The sequence below is a fragment of the Streptomyces sp. NBC_01618 genome (assembly GCF_045209435.1).
GTDB lineage: Bacteria > Actinomycetota > Actinomycetes > Streptomycetales > Streptomycetaceae > Streptomyces.
The window spans coordinates 3,971,352-3,985,097 of sequence record NZ_CP109297.1; the positions used below are offsets into that span (position 1 = coordinate 3,971,352).

Sequence of the window (13,746 nt, forward strand, 5' to 3'; positions counted from 1 at the left end):
AGTAGTCGTTCCATGAGCGAGCACCGTCGCAAAACGCCCCAACCGCAAGGTGGAGGGCGGGCAGCGGCCAGACGAGCCGCCCAGCAGTCCTCCGGACGCCGAGCCGCTCCGTCACGCGGAGTAAGTTCAGAGTCACCTTCCGAGTCGCCTTCCGGTTCTCGGGGCGGGGACAGCCCGTACGGCGGGCGCGCGGCGGCCAGACGGGCCGCCCAGCGCGGCGGCCGTGGCGGCGGCAGCGGTGGTGGTGGTCGTCGTCGCGGTGGTGGCGGCGACGGCGGACACGAGGGTCCGGGACGGGGGCGTGGCCGCGGTGGCCAGCGTCCCGTCAAGAAGCGCTTCATCGACTACCCGCGCGCCGGGAAGTACGGCGCGCGGCGCTGGGTGCCGTCCTGGAAGCTCGTCTCCAGCCTCTGTGTCGGTTTCCTCGGCCTCCTCATGGGTCTGGCCGGCATCGCGTACGCGATGGTCTCCACGCCCAAGGTGAACGCAACCGCGAAAGCGCAGAACAACGTCTATTACTGGGACGACGGCAAGCAGATGGTCGCCACGGGTGGTGAGGTCAACCGTCAGATCATCGGTTACGAGCAGATCCCCGAAGCCATGCGGAACGCGGTCATCTCGGCCGAGAACAAGTCCTTCGAGACCGACCGGGGCATCGACCCCATGGGCATCGCCCGTGCTCTGTACAACATGGCGACCGGCGGCCAGACCCAGGGTGGATCGACGATCACCCAGCAGTACGTGAAGAACTCGTACTTGTCCCAGGAACAGACCCTGAGCCGGAAGTTCCAGGAAATCTTCATCACGCTCAAGGTCACCAACAAGATGGACAAGGACAAGATCATCACCGACTACCTCAACATCTCGTACTACGGGCGAGGTGCGTCGGGGATCCAGGCGGCGGCCCGTACGTACTACGGCAAGGACGCCACGGAGCTGAACCCGAGCGAGTGTGCGTTCCTGGCCACGCTGCTCAAGGGCGCCAGCTACTACGACCCGGCGGGTGCCCCCGAGGTCGATGCAGTGCGGGCCACCGCGGCGAAGAACACCGAACGGGCCGAAACGCGGTGGAAGTGGATCCTCGACGAAGAGGTCAAGGACAAGCGCCTCTCGCAGGCGGAGCGCGACAAGTACACCAAGTTCCCGATGCCCGAGCCGCCGAGGAAGGACGCCCAGCTGGGCGGCCAGACCGGATACCTGGTCGACCTCGCCAAGAAGTACTTCCTCAACAACAACACCGAGCACGTGACGGCGGAGAAGCTCGCCCTGGGCGGCTACGAGATCCACACCACCTTCAACAAGGACAAGGTCGAGGAACTCAACGCCGCGGTCAAGAAGGTCTACGACAACAAGATCGATCCGAAGAAGCGTCCCGAGAAGGACACCCACGTCCAGTTCGGCGGCGGGTCGGTGGATCCCAGGACCGGTGCCATCGTGGCGATCTACGGCGGCGAGGACGCGACCAAGCACTACACCAACAACGCCGACCCCACGGGTGCGCAGGTCGGTTCGACCTTCAAGCCGTTCGTGCTGGCGGCGGCGATGGAGTACGGCAAGCGCGACCCCTTGCTCGGCCCGGACCAGGACGCGTCGCAGCGTGACAAGGTCTCGCCGCTGAGCATCTACAACGCCAACGACAAGCTGAAGATCAAGAAATACAACGGCGAGGTCTGGACCAACGAGAAGGGCAAGGAGTGGCTGCAGACCAACGACGGCCATGAGTCGATGGGCAACATCACCCTTCGAGAGGCGATGCAGCACTCCGCCAACTCCCCGTACGTCCAGCTGGGCATGGACGTCGGCACCGACAAGGTGAAGGAGATGGCCATCGCCGCGGGGCTCAAGGACGACAACAACATGGCCAATTCGAATGTGCCGTCGTTCTCCATCGGTACGTCCTCGCCCAGCGTGATCCGTATGGCCGGTGCGTATGCGACCTTCGCCGCCAGCGGCATGCAGCGCGAGCCCTATTCGGTCAAGGAAGTGAAGTACGAGGGCAATGTCATCTACCAGCACAAGGACGTCCCAAAGCGCGCCTTCGGCACCGACATCGCCGACAACGTCACCGATGTTCTGAAGAACGTCGTCGAGAAGGGGACCGGAACTCCCGCGCAGCTCCCCGGCCGCGACGTGGCGGGCAAGACGGGTACGACGGACGGCAACCGGTCCGCCTGGTTCGTCGGCTACACCCCGCAGCTGTCGACGGCCATCAGCATGTACCGGCTGGACGACAACGAGAAGAACACCCATCGCGAGTTCCAGAAGATGTTCGGTACGGGTGGCGAGGACAAGATCCACGGTGCCTCGTTCCCGGCTCAGATCTGGCATGACTACATGGCGGATGCGCTGAAGGGCGAGAAGGCCCTGAGCTTCCCGACGCCGACGCCGATCGGTGAGAAGGTCTACGGCGGCGGTGCCCAGAGCCCCAAGCCGTCGCCCACCGCCGTGGAGTCGCCCTCGCCGTCCCCCTCGCCGTCCGAGTCGCCCTCGATGACTCCGTCCCCGCCGGCTCCCGGCCCCAGCGAAACCTGTAGCGCATGGGACTGGAACTGCCAGAACAACAACGGCGGGACCAATAACGGCGGGACCAATAACGGCGGTGCGAACGGCGGGGACGCCGGCGATCCCAGCACCAGCCCGTCGCCATCCTCCTCTCCACCGGGCAACGGCAACGGCAACGGCAACGGCAACGGAAACGGTGGGATCTTCGGGGGTCCGGCCGGCTGACGCCCGTCCGGCAGCACGGACCGGCGACCCGGCCTGGCCATGAGGGCCGCCGCACCACACGGTGCGGCGGCCCTCGTCGTTCCCATAGTCCCGTACGGCAGGATGAGCGGCATGCCAAGCGCAGAAGAGACGAGTGTGCACCAGGAACGGCCCGTCGTACGGCCCACGCACCAGGACGAGATCGCCGAGGCCGGCAGCGAGCTGATCGGCGGGCGGTCGGGGCGCTGGACACGGCTCGGCAGCACGGCACTCACTCCCGCGGGCGTCGTCGCGCTGGCGGCCATCGGGATGTTCGCGCTGGGCATGGTGCAGAAGCTGCCCTGCTACAACTGGGCGTGGTTCAGGGGCGCCGGCTCGCAGTACACGCATGCCTGCTACTCGGACATTCCGCATCTCTATGTGGCACGTGGCTTCTCCGAGGGCCTCGTACCGTACTTCGACCGGCTGCCCGGCGACATGCAGTACCTGGAGTACCCCGTTCTGACGGGCGTGTTCATGCAGATCGCGTCCTGGCTGACGCCGGGCGGATCCATTCAGCACCGTGAGCAGATGTACTGGATGGTCAACGCGGGCATGCTGATGATCTGCGCCGTGATCATCGCCGTCTGTGTTGCCCGTACGCACCGGCGCCGCCCCTGGGACGGGCTGCTCGTCGCCCTCGCGCCGGCCTTCGCGCTCACCGCGACGATCAACTGGGACCTGCTGGCCGTCGCGCTGACGGCCGCGGCGATGCTCATGTGGGCCCGTGGACGGGCAGTGGCGTTCGGCATCCTCATCGGGCTTGCCACGGCCGCCAAGCTCTATCCCGTGCTGCTGCTGGGGCCGGTTTTCGTGCTGTGCTGGCGGGCGGGCAAATGGCGGGAGCTCGGCTTGGCGGCGCTCGGGACAGCGGCGTCCTGGCTGGTAGTGAACCTGCCGGTGATGGCGTTCGCGCCCGAGGGATGGAACAAGTTCTACGCGTTCAGTGAGAAACGGGGCATCGACTTCGGTTCCTTCTGGCTGGTCATCACCCAGCGCACCGGCATCACGATCGAGGTCCCGACCGTCAATGACCTTTCGATCCTGCTGATGTTCGTGCTGTGCGCGGCCATCTGCGCGCTGACGCTGATGGCGCCGCGCAGGCCGCGTTTCGCGCAGCTCGCCTTTCTCGTCGTCGCCGCGTTCATCCTCGTCAACAAGGTCTACTCGCCGCAGTACGTGCTGTGGCTGATCCCCCTCGCCGCCCTCGCCAGGCCACGCTGGCGCGACTTCCTGATCTGGCAGGCGTGCGAGGTCATGTACTTCCTGGGCATCTGGATGTACCTCGCGTACACGACGAGCGGGGACAAGCACCAGGGGCTCCCCACGGAGGGGTACCAGCTGGCGATCATCCTGCATCTGCTGGGCACGCTGTACCTCTGCGCCGTCGTCGTACGCGACATCCTCATGCCGGAGCGGGACGTCGTACGACGCGACGGGTCGGACGATCCGTCCGGCGGGGTGCTCGACGGCGCCCAGGACCGCTTCGTACTGCGCAGGGCGGCGCATCCGCCGCGCCATGCCGTGCCTGCCGTGGAAGGGCCGCAGGTGGAATGGGGCGCGGCGCACGGTCCGGCCGCGGACTGAGATGGGGCGCTCTCCGGATTCCCGGACAGCGCCCCGACGTTTTCCCGCCCCCTGTTTCCCGCCTTCTGCTTCCCGCCTCCTAGCGGTCGACGAGGCGGTCGAACTGGGTGGTCGTGTGGCGCAGGTGGGCCACCAGCTCGTCGCCCACCTTAGGTTCCTGCGCGTCCGAGGGGACGAACAGGATCGACACCTGCATGTGCGGCGGTTCGGCGAACCAGCGCTGCTTGCCCGCCCAGACGAACGGGGACAGGTTGCGGTTGACGGTGGCCAGGCCCGCGCGGGCGACGCCCTTGGCGCGCGGCATCACGCCGTGCAGGGCCTTCGGGGCCTCCAGGCCCACACCGTGCGACGTCCCGCCCGCGACGACCACCAACCAGCCGTCCGAGGCCGCCTTCTGCTGGCGGTAGCCGAAACGGTCGCCCTTGACGACGCGTGTGACGTCCAGAACAGCGCCGCGGTACTCCGTCGCCTCGTGGTCGCCGAGCCACAGGCGGGTACCGATGCGGGCGCGGAACCGGGTCTGCGGGAACTGCTGCTGGAGCCGGCCCAGCTCCTCGGCGCGCAGATGGCTGACAAACATGGTGTGCAGCGGCAGCCGGGCCGCGCGCAGCCGGTCCATCCAGCCGATGACCTCCTCGACCGCGTCCGAGCCGTCCGTACGGTCCAGCGGCAGATGCAGGGCGAAACCTTCGAGGCGTACGTCCTCGATGGCGGCGTGCAGCTGACCCAGCTCCTCCTCCTTGACCCCGTGGCGCTTCATCGAGCTCATGCACTCGATGACGACCCGCGCGCCCACCAGGGCGTGCACGCCGTCCACGGAGGAGACGGACCGGATGACCCGGTCGGGCAGCGGCACCGGCTCCTCGCCCCGGCGGAACGGGGTGAGGACCAGCAGATCGCCGCTGAACCAGTCCTTGATGCGGGCCGCCTCATAGGTGGTGCCGACGGCGAGCATGTCGGAGCCGAAGCGGATGGCCTCGTCGGCGAGGCGCTCGTGACCGAAGCCGTATCCGTTGCCCTTGCAGACCGGGACGAGGCCGGGGAACTGGTCGAGGACGGATTTCTGGTGCGCCCGCCAGCGCGCGGTGTCGACGTAGAGGGAGAGCGCCATGGCCGGTCCGGAACCCTTCTGGTGGCTGCGGTGTGTGGGAGGTGTACGGAGTCGAAGTCCCCATTGAAACCAATGAAGCAGGTTTCGTCAGTGGGACGACGCGTATCAGCGGCGCGACATGTAGATGTCGAGGGCCTTGTGCAGCAGCTTGTTGAGCGGGAAGTCCCACTCGCCGAGGTACTCGGCGGCCTGCCCGCCGGTGCCGACCTTGAACTGGATCAGGCCGAAAAGGTGGTCGGTCTCGTCGAGTGAGTCGGAGATGCCGCGCAGGTCGTAGACGGTGGCCCCCATGGCGTACGCGTCGCGCAGCATCCGCCACTGCATCGCGTTCGAGGGCCGGACCTCGCGCTTGTGGTTGGCGGACGCGCCGTACGAGTACCAGACGTGCCCGCCGACGATCAGCATGGTCGCGGCCGCGACGTTCTCGCCCTCGTGCCGGGCGAAGTACAGCCGCATCCGGTTGGGGTCCTCGTTGTTGAGGGCCGTCCACATGCGCTGGAAGTAGCCCAGCGGACGCGGCCGGAAGTGGTCGCGTTCCGCCGTGATCTCGTACAGCCGCTGCCACTCGGCGAGCTCCGCGTAGCTGCCCTGGACGACCTCGACGCCGGCCTTCTCGGCCTTCTTGATGTTGCGTCGCCACAGCTGGTTGAAGCCCTTGTGGACGTCTTCGAGCGACCGGTTCGCCAGCGGCACCTGGAAGACGTAGCGGGGCTGTACGTCACCGAAACCGGCACCGCCGTCCTCGCCCTGCTGCCAGCCCATCTTCCGCAGCCGGTCCGCGACTTCGAAGGCACGCGGCTCGATGTGGGTGGCCTCGACGTCGCGCAGCCGCTTCACGTCCGGGTCCTGGATGCCCGACTTGATGGCGGCCGCGTCCCAGCGGCGGATGACGACCGGTGGGCCCATCTTCACGGAGAAGGCGCCCTGCTGCTTGAGATGCGCCAGCATCGGCTGCAGCCAGTCGCTCAGGTTCGGGGCGTACCAGTTGATGACCGGGCCCTCGGGCAGGTAGGCCAGATAGCGCTTGATCTTGGGGAGCTGCCGGTAGAGCACCAGGCCGGCGCCGACCAACTGCCCGTTCTTGTCGAACCAGCCCAGGCTCTCCGAGCGCCACTCGGCCTTCACGTCCGCCCATGCCGGGACCTGCATGTGACTCGCCGCCGGCAGATTCTGGATGTATGCCAGATGCTGCTCTCGGCTGATGGTCCTCAGGGTCAGGCTCATGCGGGGCGCTCCTCGGCAGGTGTGTCCCCATCGGTCAGGGGCTCCGGCTCTCGCGCCGAAGCCTACTGCGGCCGGGGAGCGCCCCGTCTGGCCCTATGGAGCCTTGCCGGTCCGGCCCGGACAGGAAAGGACGGACCGGCAAGGCCCCGTCCCTTCCGGGCGCCGGTCCTCGCGTTACCGGCTGTATGCGGTTGTGTCCGTCTCGGATCAGCCCACCACGCCGCCGAAGAGGCCGCCGTGGGCCATGCCCAGGAAGAACCCGATGGCGGACGCGCCCATGCCGATGATCAGAGGGAACCGCTCCCGCGTGGTCACCGAGATGTACTGCCCGTACGCACCCGTCAGGATTCCGACGAGTCCGGCCCACGAACTGACCAGATGCAGGTTGTGGAACATCGCCGTCACGAAGGCGAGCGCCCCGAGGACGAGCGTCACCGCCACCAGGGTTGCCTGGAGCGGATGGGGCCTGCCGTCCGTGGCGAGAAGAGAAACCCGGGGACGGGGACGGGATCGTGTGACCTGTGCCATGGAGACCTCCTGGGCCGGAAGGTGGCGCGTTGTGGCGCCACTCACACCCGATGTGTCCAGATTGCGTCTCTTGGGCACCGGATTTCAACCGGAAGCCGGTGTGCGGGTACTCTGTACGGTCTGCACCGGTGTCTGCCCAGGCCAGCATGTCAGCCCCTCTCGATGGAGGGCGTTGTCAGTGGCGGCTGTTTTACTCGGAGACATCGATGCTTACGCATCACGACCCTCCTGCCACGGAACGACCGTGGCCGCTGAGTCCAAAGGAGGTGGGTTCCACATGCGTCACTACGAGGTGATGGTCATCCTCGACCCCGATCTCGAGGAGCGCGCTGTCTCCCCGCTGATCGAGAACTTCCTCTCCGTCGTCCGTGAGGGCAACGGAAAGGTAGAGAAGGTCGACACCTGGGGCCGTCGTCGTCTCGCTTACGAGATCAAGAAGAAGCCCGAGGGCATCTACTCGGTCATCGACCTGCAGGCCGAGCCTGCGGTCGTCAAGGAGCTCGACCGCCAGATGAACCTGAACGAGTCGGTCCTCCGGACCAAGGTCCTCCGTCCCGAGATCCACTGAGCATCTAGCTCAGCGGTCATCGGGTTCGAGTAGCAGCAAGCAGCCAGAAGCAATCCCCGCCGAGAGGTTCACCCATGGCAGGCGAGACCGTCATCACGGTCGTCGGCAATCTCGTCGACGACCCCGAGCTGCGCTTCACCCCGTCCGGTGCGGCGGTCGCGAAGTTCCGTGTCGCGTCCACTCCCCGCATCTTCGACCGGCAGACCAATGAGTGGAAGGACGGCGAAGGCCTGTTCCTCACCTGCTCGGTCTGGCGGCAGGCGGCGGAGAACGTCGCCGAGTCGCTCCAGCGAGGCATGCGCGTTGTCGTGCAGGGCCGGCTGAAGCAGCGGTCGTACGAGGACCGCGAGGGCGTCAAGCGCACGGTCTACGAGCTGGATGTCGAGGAAGTCGGCCCCAGCCTCAAGAACGCCACGGCCAAGGTCACCAAGACCACCGGTCGCGGTGGTCAGGGCGGCCAGGGTGGATACGGCGGTGGCCAGCAGGGCGGCGGCAACTGGGGCGGCGGTCCCGGTGGCGGTGGCCAGCAGGGTGGCGGCGGCGCTCCCGCCGACGACCCGTGGGCCACGAGCGCGCCGTCCGGCGGTCAGCAGGGCGGGGGCCAGCAAGGCGGAGGCGGTTGGGGCGGAAGCTCCGGCGGCTCCGGCGGCGGCTACTCGGACGAGCCTCCCTTCTAGGGCAGCTCGTACCCCCACTTCTTGATCACACAGGAGAAACACCATGGCGAAGCCGCCTGTGCGCAAGCCTAAGAAGAAGGTCTGCGCGTTCTGCAAGGACAAGACCCAGTACGTGGACTACAAGGACACGAACATGCTGCGGAAGTTCATTTCCGACCGCGGCAAGATCCGTGCCCGCCGCGTGACCGGCAACTGCACGCAGCACCAGCGTGACGTCGCCACGGCAGTCAAGAACAGCCGTGAGATGGCGCTGCTGCCCTACACGTCCACCGCGCGATAAGGGAAGGGTGACCGAATCATGAAGATCATCCTCACCCACGAGGTCTCCGGCCTCGGTGCTGCGGGCGACGTCGTCGACGTCAAGGACGGGTACGCCCGTAACTACCTGGTTCCGCGGGGCTTTGCCATCCGCTGGACCAAGGGCGGCGAGAAGGACGTGGCGCAGATCCGCCGCGCCCGCAAGATCCACGAGATCGCCACGATCGAGCAGGCCAACGAGATCAAGACCAAGCTCGAGGCCGTGAAGGTCCGTCTGGCCGTTCGCTCCGGCGACGCCGGCCGTCTCTTCGGCTCCGTTACCCCGGCCGACATCGCCTCGGCGATCAAGGCTGCCGGTGGTCCCGACGTCGACAAGCGTCGCGTCGAGCTCGGCTCGCCGATCAAGACGCTCGGCGGACACCAGGTGTCCGTGCGTCTGCACCCCGAGGTCGCTGCTCAGCTCGGCATCGAGGTCGTTGCTGCCTAAGGGCACAGCTCACCAGAGCAGGTGAAGGGCCGTACCCCGCGGGGTACGGCCCTTCGCTGTTTCACGTGAAACGGGGCGTCGCCCGGTGGCTCAGCGGGTGGCGCCGGTGACGATCCACCGGCCCGACCGGGTGCGCAGCCAGAGCGTGGCCATGCGGACGGTCATCATCAGGGCCATCGCCCACCACAGCGCGGTCAGGCCGCCACCGAATACCGGCACCAGTAGAGCGACCGGAGCGAAGACCGCCAGCGTGACGAGCATGGCCCAGGCCAGATACCGCCCGTCTCCGGCACCCATCAGGACTCCGTCCAGGACGAAGACCACGCCCGCGACCGGCTGGGACAGCGCCACCACCAGCAATGCCGGAAGCAGCGTGTCCTGCACGGACCGGTCGTCGGTGAACAGGGGGACGAACAGTGGCCGGGCAAGGACGATCAGCGCCCCGAACACCACTCCGGAAGCGATGCCCCACTGCACCATGCGGCGGCATGCCTCGCGTGCACCCTTGGCGTCATCGGCTCCCAGATAGCGGCCGATGATGGCCTGCCCCGCGATGGCGATGGCGTCGAGCGCGAAGGCCATCAGGCTCCAGAGCGAGAGAATGATCTGGTGCGCGGCGATCTCCGTGTCGCCGAGTCGGGCGGCGACGGCTGTGGCGATCATCAGGACGGCGCGGAGCGACAGCGTACGGACCAGCAGCGGAACTCCCGCCTGGGCGCTGGCCCTGATGCCTGCGGCGTCGGGACGCAGCGAGGCGCCGTGCCGGCGCGCCCCTCGTACCACCACGATCAGGTAGGCGGCGGCCATGGAGACCTGTGCGATCACGGTGCCCCAGGCCGACCCGGCGATGCCGAGGCCGGCGCCGTAGACGAGTCCCGCGTTGAGGGCTCCGTTGGCCGCGAAGCCTCCGACGGCGACGTAGAGCGGGGTTCTGGTGTCCTGCAGTCCGCGGAGTACGCCGGTGGCGGCCATCACGATGAGCATGGCCGGTATGCCGAGGCTGGAGATCCTGAGGTACGTGGTGGCGTAGGGGGCGGCGGTGTCGGAGGCGCCGAAGATGTCCACGAGCCAGGGGGCTGCGGGGAGCGCGAGGGCGATGACGACGATGCCGAGCAGGAGGGCGAGCCAGATGCCGTCGATGCCCTGGCGGATCGCGGAGGCCAGATCGCCCGCACCGACCCGCCGCGCCACTGCTGCGGTGGTGGCGTACGCGAGAAAGACGAAGACGCTGACGGCGGTGGTCAGCAGGGCGGCGGCGACGGCCAGACCGGCCAGCTGCGGGGTGCCGAGATGGCCGACGATGGCACTGTCGACCATCACGAAGAGCGGCTCGGCGACGAGTGCGCCGAAGGCAGGGACGGCAAGCGAGATGATCTCGCGGTCGTGCCGTCTACGGCTGGGCGGAGAGGTTGCCGGGGCCTGGATCACGGGGGTCAATCCAATCTTCCACAGGTAATGGATGCAATGGCTATGCAGCCCTTACATTTACTCACGGTCGGCGTTCTCTCGTGCGCTGTTTGTCGTGATCTTGTGCCGACTCGGAAAGTTTTTCTCCCCCACAGCCCGTGGATGGAGAAAGTCCAGGTCAGGGCACTGTTCGTGAGGGGGCTATGAGTTTTTCCACAGTGCTGTCCCCCGCTCCGTGCACAGGTTCTGCGGAGTTCTCCACAGCATCTGGTCGGTCGTCCACATGCCCTGTGGATAACCAGATTGGCTGACGGTGCTGAGCGGCCTACCGTGGTCCGGCGCCCGCACCCCGTTCCGGCCTTGGAACCCCGCAGAACCCGACGCGCCAGAACCGGAGTCGGGCGTCTTGTTTGTCGGTGCTGTGCCGTAAGAAAGAGTGGCACGGCTAGGTCCGCGGAGCGGACGGGAGGAGGCGGCCCGGTGAGCATTCCCGAGCCTTTGGACGACCCCTGGGCCGACACCGGTCCCAGCGACCGTCTGCCCGTCACCCGCCAGCGCCGCGGCGAACGCAGGGACCGCGCCGAGCAGCACGAACGCGGCAGGGAGAGCGGCGGATGGGAGGGCGGCTCCCCCGGTTTCGAGCGGGTCCCGCCCCAGGACCTCGATGCCGAACAGTCGGTCCTCGGCGGCATGCTCCTGTCCAAGGACGCCATCGCCGATGTCGTGGAGATCATCAAGGGGCACGACTTCTACCGCCCCGCCCACGAGACCGTCTACCAGGCGATCCTCGACCTCTACGCCAAGGGCGAGCCGGCCGACCCGATCACGGTGGCCGCCGAGCTGGTCAAGCGCGGTGAGATCACCAAGGTGGGCGGGGCTCCGTATCTGCACACCCTCGTCCAGTCGGTGCCGACCGCGGCCAACGCCTCGTACTACGCGGAGATCGTCCACGAACGCGCCGTCCTGAGGCGGCTCGTCGAAGCCGGGACGAAGATCACGCAGATGGGATACGCGGCCGACGGTGATGTCGACGACATCGTGAACTCCGCGCAGGCCGAGATCTACGCCGTCACCGAACAGCGCACCAGCGAGGACTACCTGCCGCTCGGCGACATCATGGAGGGCGCTCTCGACGAGATCGAGGCGATCGGTTCGCGCAGCGGCGAGATGACCGGGGTGCCGACCGGCTTCACCGACCTCGACGCCCTGACGAACGGCCTGCACCCGGGCCAGATGGTCGTCATCGCGGCCCGCCCGGCCATGGGTAAGTCCACGCTGGCGCTGGACTTCGCACGGGCCTGTTCCATCAAGAGCAACCTGCCCAGCGTGATCTTCTCCCTCGAAATGGGGCGCAACGAGATCGCGATGCGACTGCTCTCGGCCGAGGCACGGGTGGCGCTGCACCACATGCGTTCCGGCACCATGACCGACGAGGACTGGACGCGGCTGGCCCGCCGGATGCCGGATGTCTCGGCCGCCCCCCTCTACATCGACGACTCCCCGAACCTCTCCATGATGGAGATCCGGGCGAAGTGCCGTCGCCTCAAGCAGCGCAACGACCTCAAGCTCGTGGTCATCGACTATCTGCAGCTGATGCAGTCGGGCGGCTCGAAGCGCGCCGAGAGCCGGCAGCAGGAGGTCTCGGACATGTCCCGAAACCTCAAGCTGCTCGCGAAGGAGCTGCAGCTCCCGGTCATCGCGCTCTCCCAGCTGAACCGTGGCCCCGAGCAGCGCACGGACAAGAAGCCCATGGTCTCCGACCTGCGTGAATCCGGATCCATCGAGCAGGATGCCGACATGGTGATCCTGCTGCACCGCGAGGACGCCTACGAGAAGGAGTCCCCCCGCGCCGGCGAGGCCGATCTGATCGTGGCCAAGCACCGTAACGGCCCGACGGCGACGATCACCGTGGCCTTCCAGGGCCACTACTCGCGCTTCGTGGACATGGCACAGACCTGAGCGCGGCCTCCCCGCCGAGGAGCACCTGGAACAGGGGCCGATGGGCCCGTACCCACAAGATCCGCCTTCGCCCGTGAGCCTTTCCGGTTCCGGGCGACTTGGTCCGGGCGCGCTCAGGACGGTGGGATGACGCGCGTGACCACCAGCTCCACCAACCGGTTCACCGTGGCTTCGGTCCGGGAACCGTTCTCGGGGCCGGTGAGAACGGCGGGCAGGGTGAAGTGCTCCAGCAGCAGGCCCGTCATCGCCAGATACAGGACCAGGAAGGCGTCCGCGTCGCCCGGCAGGCACGCCGCCCGGTGGAACTGGGCGCTCTCGTCGACGTTGGCGCGGACGGTCTGCGTCAGACGGTCGCGGAGCGCCGGCCGGCGGGTGGCCTCCAAGCGGAGCTCCAGCATGGCGAGGTAGCCCGTGCGGTCGTCCTCCATGCGCTGCACCAGCCACCGCATCAGGTCGGCGACCAGCGCACGCGAGGGCGCCGGGCGCATGGCCCGCTCGACCTTGGCCGGATCGGGCGTCATCCGGACGGTGATTCGGGCGGCCGCCTGCATGAACAGGTCGTCGCGGTTGGTGAAGTAGTTGGACGAGGTGCCCACCGGGACGCCGGCGCGTGCATCGACGGCGCGGAACGAGGAGTTCCTCGAGTTCCTGAAAGCGCAGTACCCGGAGACCGTATCGACCGAAGGCCGCAAGGCTCTCGGCTTCAACAACGCCGCGAACCAGCGGTTCGACACGGTGATCCAGGGGCGGGCCAGCTACCAACTGGCACTGGACGTCAACATCACCAGCCCGTACGCCCAGCTCCGTGAACTGGTGGCTTCGCGGACCCTCAAGGAGTCACCCGACCCGAACGTCGAGCTCGTCTCCGACGATGTGGTCGCAAGGGTCCGGGAACTCAAGGCGGAGGACAGTGAGCTCGGGATCTGGCTCTGTGGCGGCTCCCAGCTCGCCGGAGAGCTGATCGACGAGATCGACGAGCTGGTGATCAAGACATACCCGATCGTCCACGGTTCGGGCATGCCGATGTTCGGCTCGGACTTCGCGCCCACCGTGTTCGCGCTGGACTCGGTTCGCGTCTTCGGCAACGGCACTCTGGTGAGGGTCTACAGCCGGACGCGCTGAGGCAGTGGTTGGGCTGTGACGGCGGCCGTAGCGGGGCGTGGCTCAGGTGCTGTGAAATCCGTTCGTCACAGCA

At 67.4% G+C, this 13,746-nt stretch carries 13 protein-coding genes; 8 read left to right on the forward strand and 5 right to left on the reverse strand.

Annotation, left to right across the window (positions count from 1 at the left end; genetic code table 11):
- Nucleotides 1-12: 12 nt before the first annotated feature.
- Nucleotides 13-2,727, forward strand: coding sequence for a transglycosylase domain-containing protein (locus tag OH735_RS18555; RefSeq protein WP_406382645.1), 2,715 nt, complete (start codon nucleotides 13-15; stop codon nucleotides 2,725-2,727).
- Nucleotides 2,728-2,838: 111 nt separating this feature from the next.
- On the forward strand, nucleotides 2,839-4,332 hold the full coding sequence (locus OH735_RS18560; RefSeq protein WP_406382646.1) for a glycosyltransferase family 87 protein: 1,494 nt from the start codon (nucleotides 2,839-2,841) through the stop codon (nucleotides 4,330-4,332).
- A gap of 79 nt (nucleotides 4,333-4,411) precedes the next feature.
- Here the strand turns inward: OH735_RS18560 and OH735_RS18565 are convergent, their stop codons facing one another.
- The 3 genes from OH735_RS18565 to OH735_RS18575 form a co-directional block, all read right to left on the reverse strand.
- Nucleotides 4,412-5,443 (reverse strand): alanine racemase, encoded by a 1,032-nt coding sequence (locus OH735_RS18565; protein ID WP_093895066.1) that lies wholly within the window; start codon nucleotides 5,441-5,443, stop codon nucleotides 4,412-4,414.
- A 105-nt stretch (nucleotides 5,444-5,548) separates the two neighbouring features.
- Nucleotides 5,549-6,667, reverse strand: coding sequence for a lipid II:glycine glycyltransferase FemX (locus OH735_RS18570; protein ID WP_384446684.1), 1,119 nt, complete (start codon nucleotides 6,665-6,667; stop codon nucleotides 5,549-5,551).
- A gap of 207 nt (nucleotides 6,668-6,874) precedes the next feature.
- Nucleotides 6,875-7,195, reverse strand: a complete 321-nt coding sequence (locus OH735_RS18575) for a hypothetical protein (protein ID WP_406382647.1) — start codon at nucleotides 7,193-7,195, stop codon at nucleotides 6,875-6,877.
- A gap of 277 nt (nucleotides 7,196-7,472) precedes the next feature.
- Between OH735_RS18575 and rpsF the strand changes: the two genes are divergently transcribed.
- The 4 genes from rpsF to rplI all read left to right on the forward strand — a co-directional run bounded on the left by rpsF (nucleotide 7,473) and on the right by rplI (nucleotide 9,185).
- Entirely contained in the window at nucleotides 7,473-7,763 is a 291-nt protein-coding gene (rpsF, locus tag OH735_RS18580) for a 30S ribosomal protein S6 (RefSeq protein ID WP_015609864.1), read from the forward strand.
- A gap of 74 nt (nucleotides 7,764-7,837) precedes the next feature.
- Nucleotides 7,838-8,440 carry a single-stranded DNA-binding protein gene (locus tag OH735_RS18585; protein WP_384446688.1) on the forward strand — a complete coding sequence of 201 codons (603 nt, stop codon included), beginning with the start codon at nucleotides 7,838-7,840 and terminating at the stop codon, nucleotides 8,438-8,440.
- Nucleotides 8,441-8,483: 43 nt separating this feature from the next.
- Entirely contained in the window at nucleotides 8,484-8,720 is a 237-nt protein-coding gene (rpsR, locus tag OH735_RS18590) for a 30S ribosomal protein S18 (protein WP_003967857.1), read from the forward strand.
- A gap of 18 nt (nucleotides 8,721-8,738) precedes the next feature.
- On the forward strand, nucleotides 8,739-9,185 hold the full coding sequence (gene rplI, locus OH735_RS18595) for a 50S ribosomal protein L9 (protein WP_266747338.1): 447 nt from the start codon (nucleotides 8,739-8,741) through the stop codon (nucleotides 9,183-9,185).
- Between the two features lie 90 nt (nucleotides 9,186-9,275).
- Here the strand turns inward: rplI and OH735_RS18600 are convergent, their stop codons facing one another.
- Entirely contained in the window at nucleotides 9,276-10,613 is a 1,338-nt protein-coding gene (locus OH735_RS18600) for an MATE family efflux transporter (protein ID WP_406386629.1), read from the reverse strand.
- 477 nt (nucleotides 10,614-11,090) lie between these two features.
- Between OH735_RS18600 and dnaB the strand changes: the two genes are divergently transcribed.
- A complete protein-coding gene (gene dnaB / locus OH735_RS18605) occupies nucleotides 11,091-12,551 on the forward strand; it encodes a replicative DNA helicase (protein WP_389985128.1) in 1,461 nt (486 codons plus the stop codon).
- A 113-nt stretch (nucleotides 12,552-12,664) separates the two neighbouring features.
- Here the strand turns inward: dnaB and OH735_RS18610 are convergent, their stop codons facing one another.
- The gene (locus OH735_RS18610) at nucleotides 12,665-13,147 is read right to left on the reverse strand and encodes a TetR/AcrR family transcriptional regulator (protein ID WP_406382649.1); all 483 of its coding nucleotides are present in this window, start codon (nucleotides 13,145-13,147) and stop codon (nucleotides 12,665-12,667) included.
- Here OH735_RS18610 and OH735_RS18615 point away from each other — a divergent pair.
- A complete protein-coding gene (locus OH735_RS18615) occupies nucleotides 13,140-13,673 on the forward strand; it encodes a dihydrofolate reductase family protein (RefSeq protein WP_406382650.1) in 534 nt (177 codons plus the stop codon). The two genes, OH735_RS18610 and OH735_RS18615, sit on opposite strands and share 8 nt — an antisense overlap.
- The last annotated feature ends 73 nt before the right edge of the window (nucleotides 13,674-13,746 follow it).

Bases quoted from the DNA above. Each gene is read 5' to 3' on its own strand.
- rplI (WP_266747338.1), top strand. From the start codon at position 8,739: ATGAAGATCATCCTCACCCACGAGGTCTCCGGCCTCGGTGCTGCGGGC.
- OH735_RS18575 (WP_406382647.1), bottom strand. From the start codon at position 7,195: ATGGCACAGGTCACACGATCCCGTCCCCGTCCCCGGGTTTCTCTTCTC.
- OH735_RS18585 (WP_384446688.1), top strand. From the start codon at position 7,838: ATGGCAGGCGAGACCGTCATCACGGTCGTCGGCAATCTCGTCGACGAC.
- OH735_RS18565 (WP_093895066.1), bottom strand. From the start codon at position 5,443: ATGGCGCTCTCCCTCTACGTCGACACCGCGCGCTGGCGGGCGCACCAG.
- rpsF (WP_015609864.1), top strand. From the start codon at position 7,473: ATGCGTCACTACGAGGTGATGGTCATCCTCGACCCCGATCTCGAGGAG.
- OH735_RS18555 (WP_406382645.1), top strand. From the start codon at position 13: ATGAGCGAGCACCGTCGCAAAACGCCCCAACCGCAAGGTGGAGGGCGG.
- OH735_RS18560 (WP_406382646.1), top strand. From the start codon at position 2,839: ATGCCAAGCGCAGAAGAGACGAGTGTGCACCAGGAACGGCCCGTCGTA.
- OH735_RS18570 (WP_384446684.1), bottom strand. From the start codon at position 6,667: ATGAGCCTGACCCTGAGGACCATCAGCCGAGAGCAGCATCTGGCATAC.
- rpsR (WP_003967857.1), top strand. From the start codon at position 8,484: ATGGCGAAGCCGCCTGTGCGCAAGCCTAAGAAGAAGGTCTGCGCGTTC.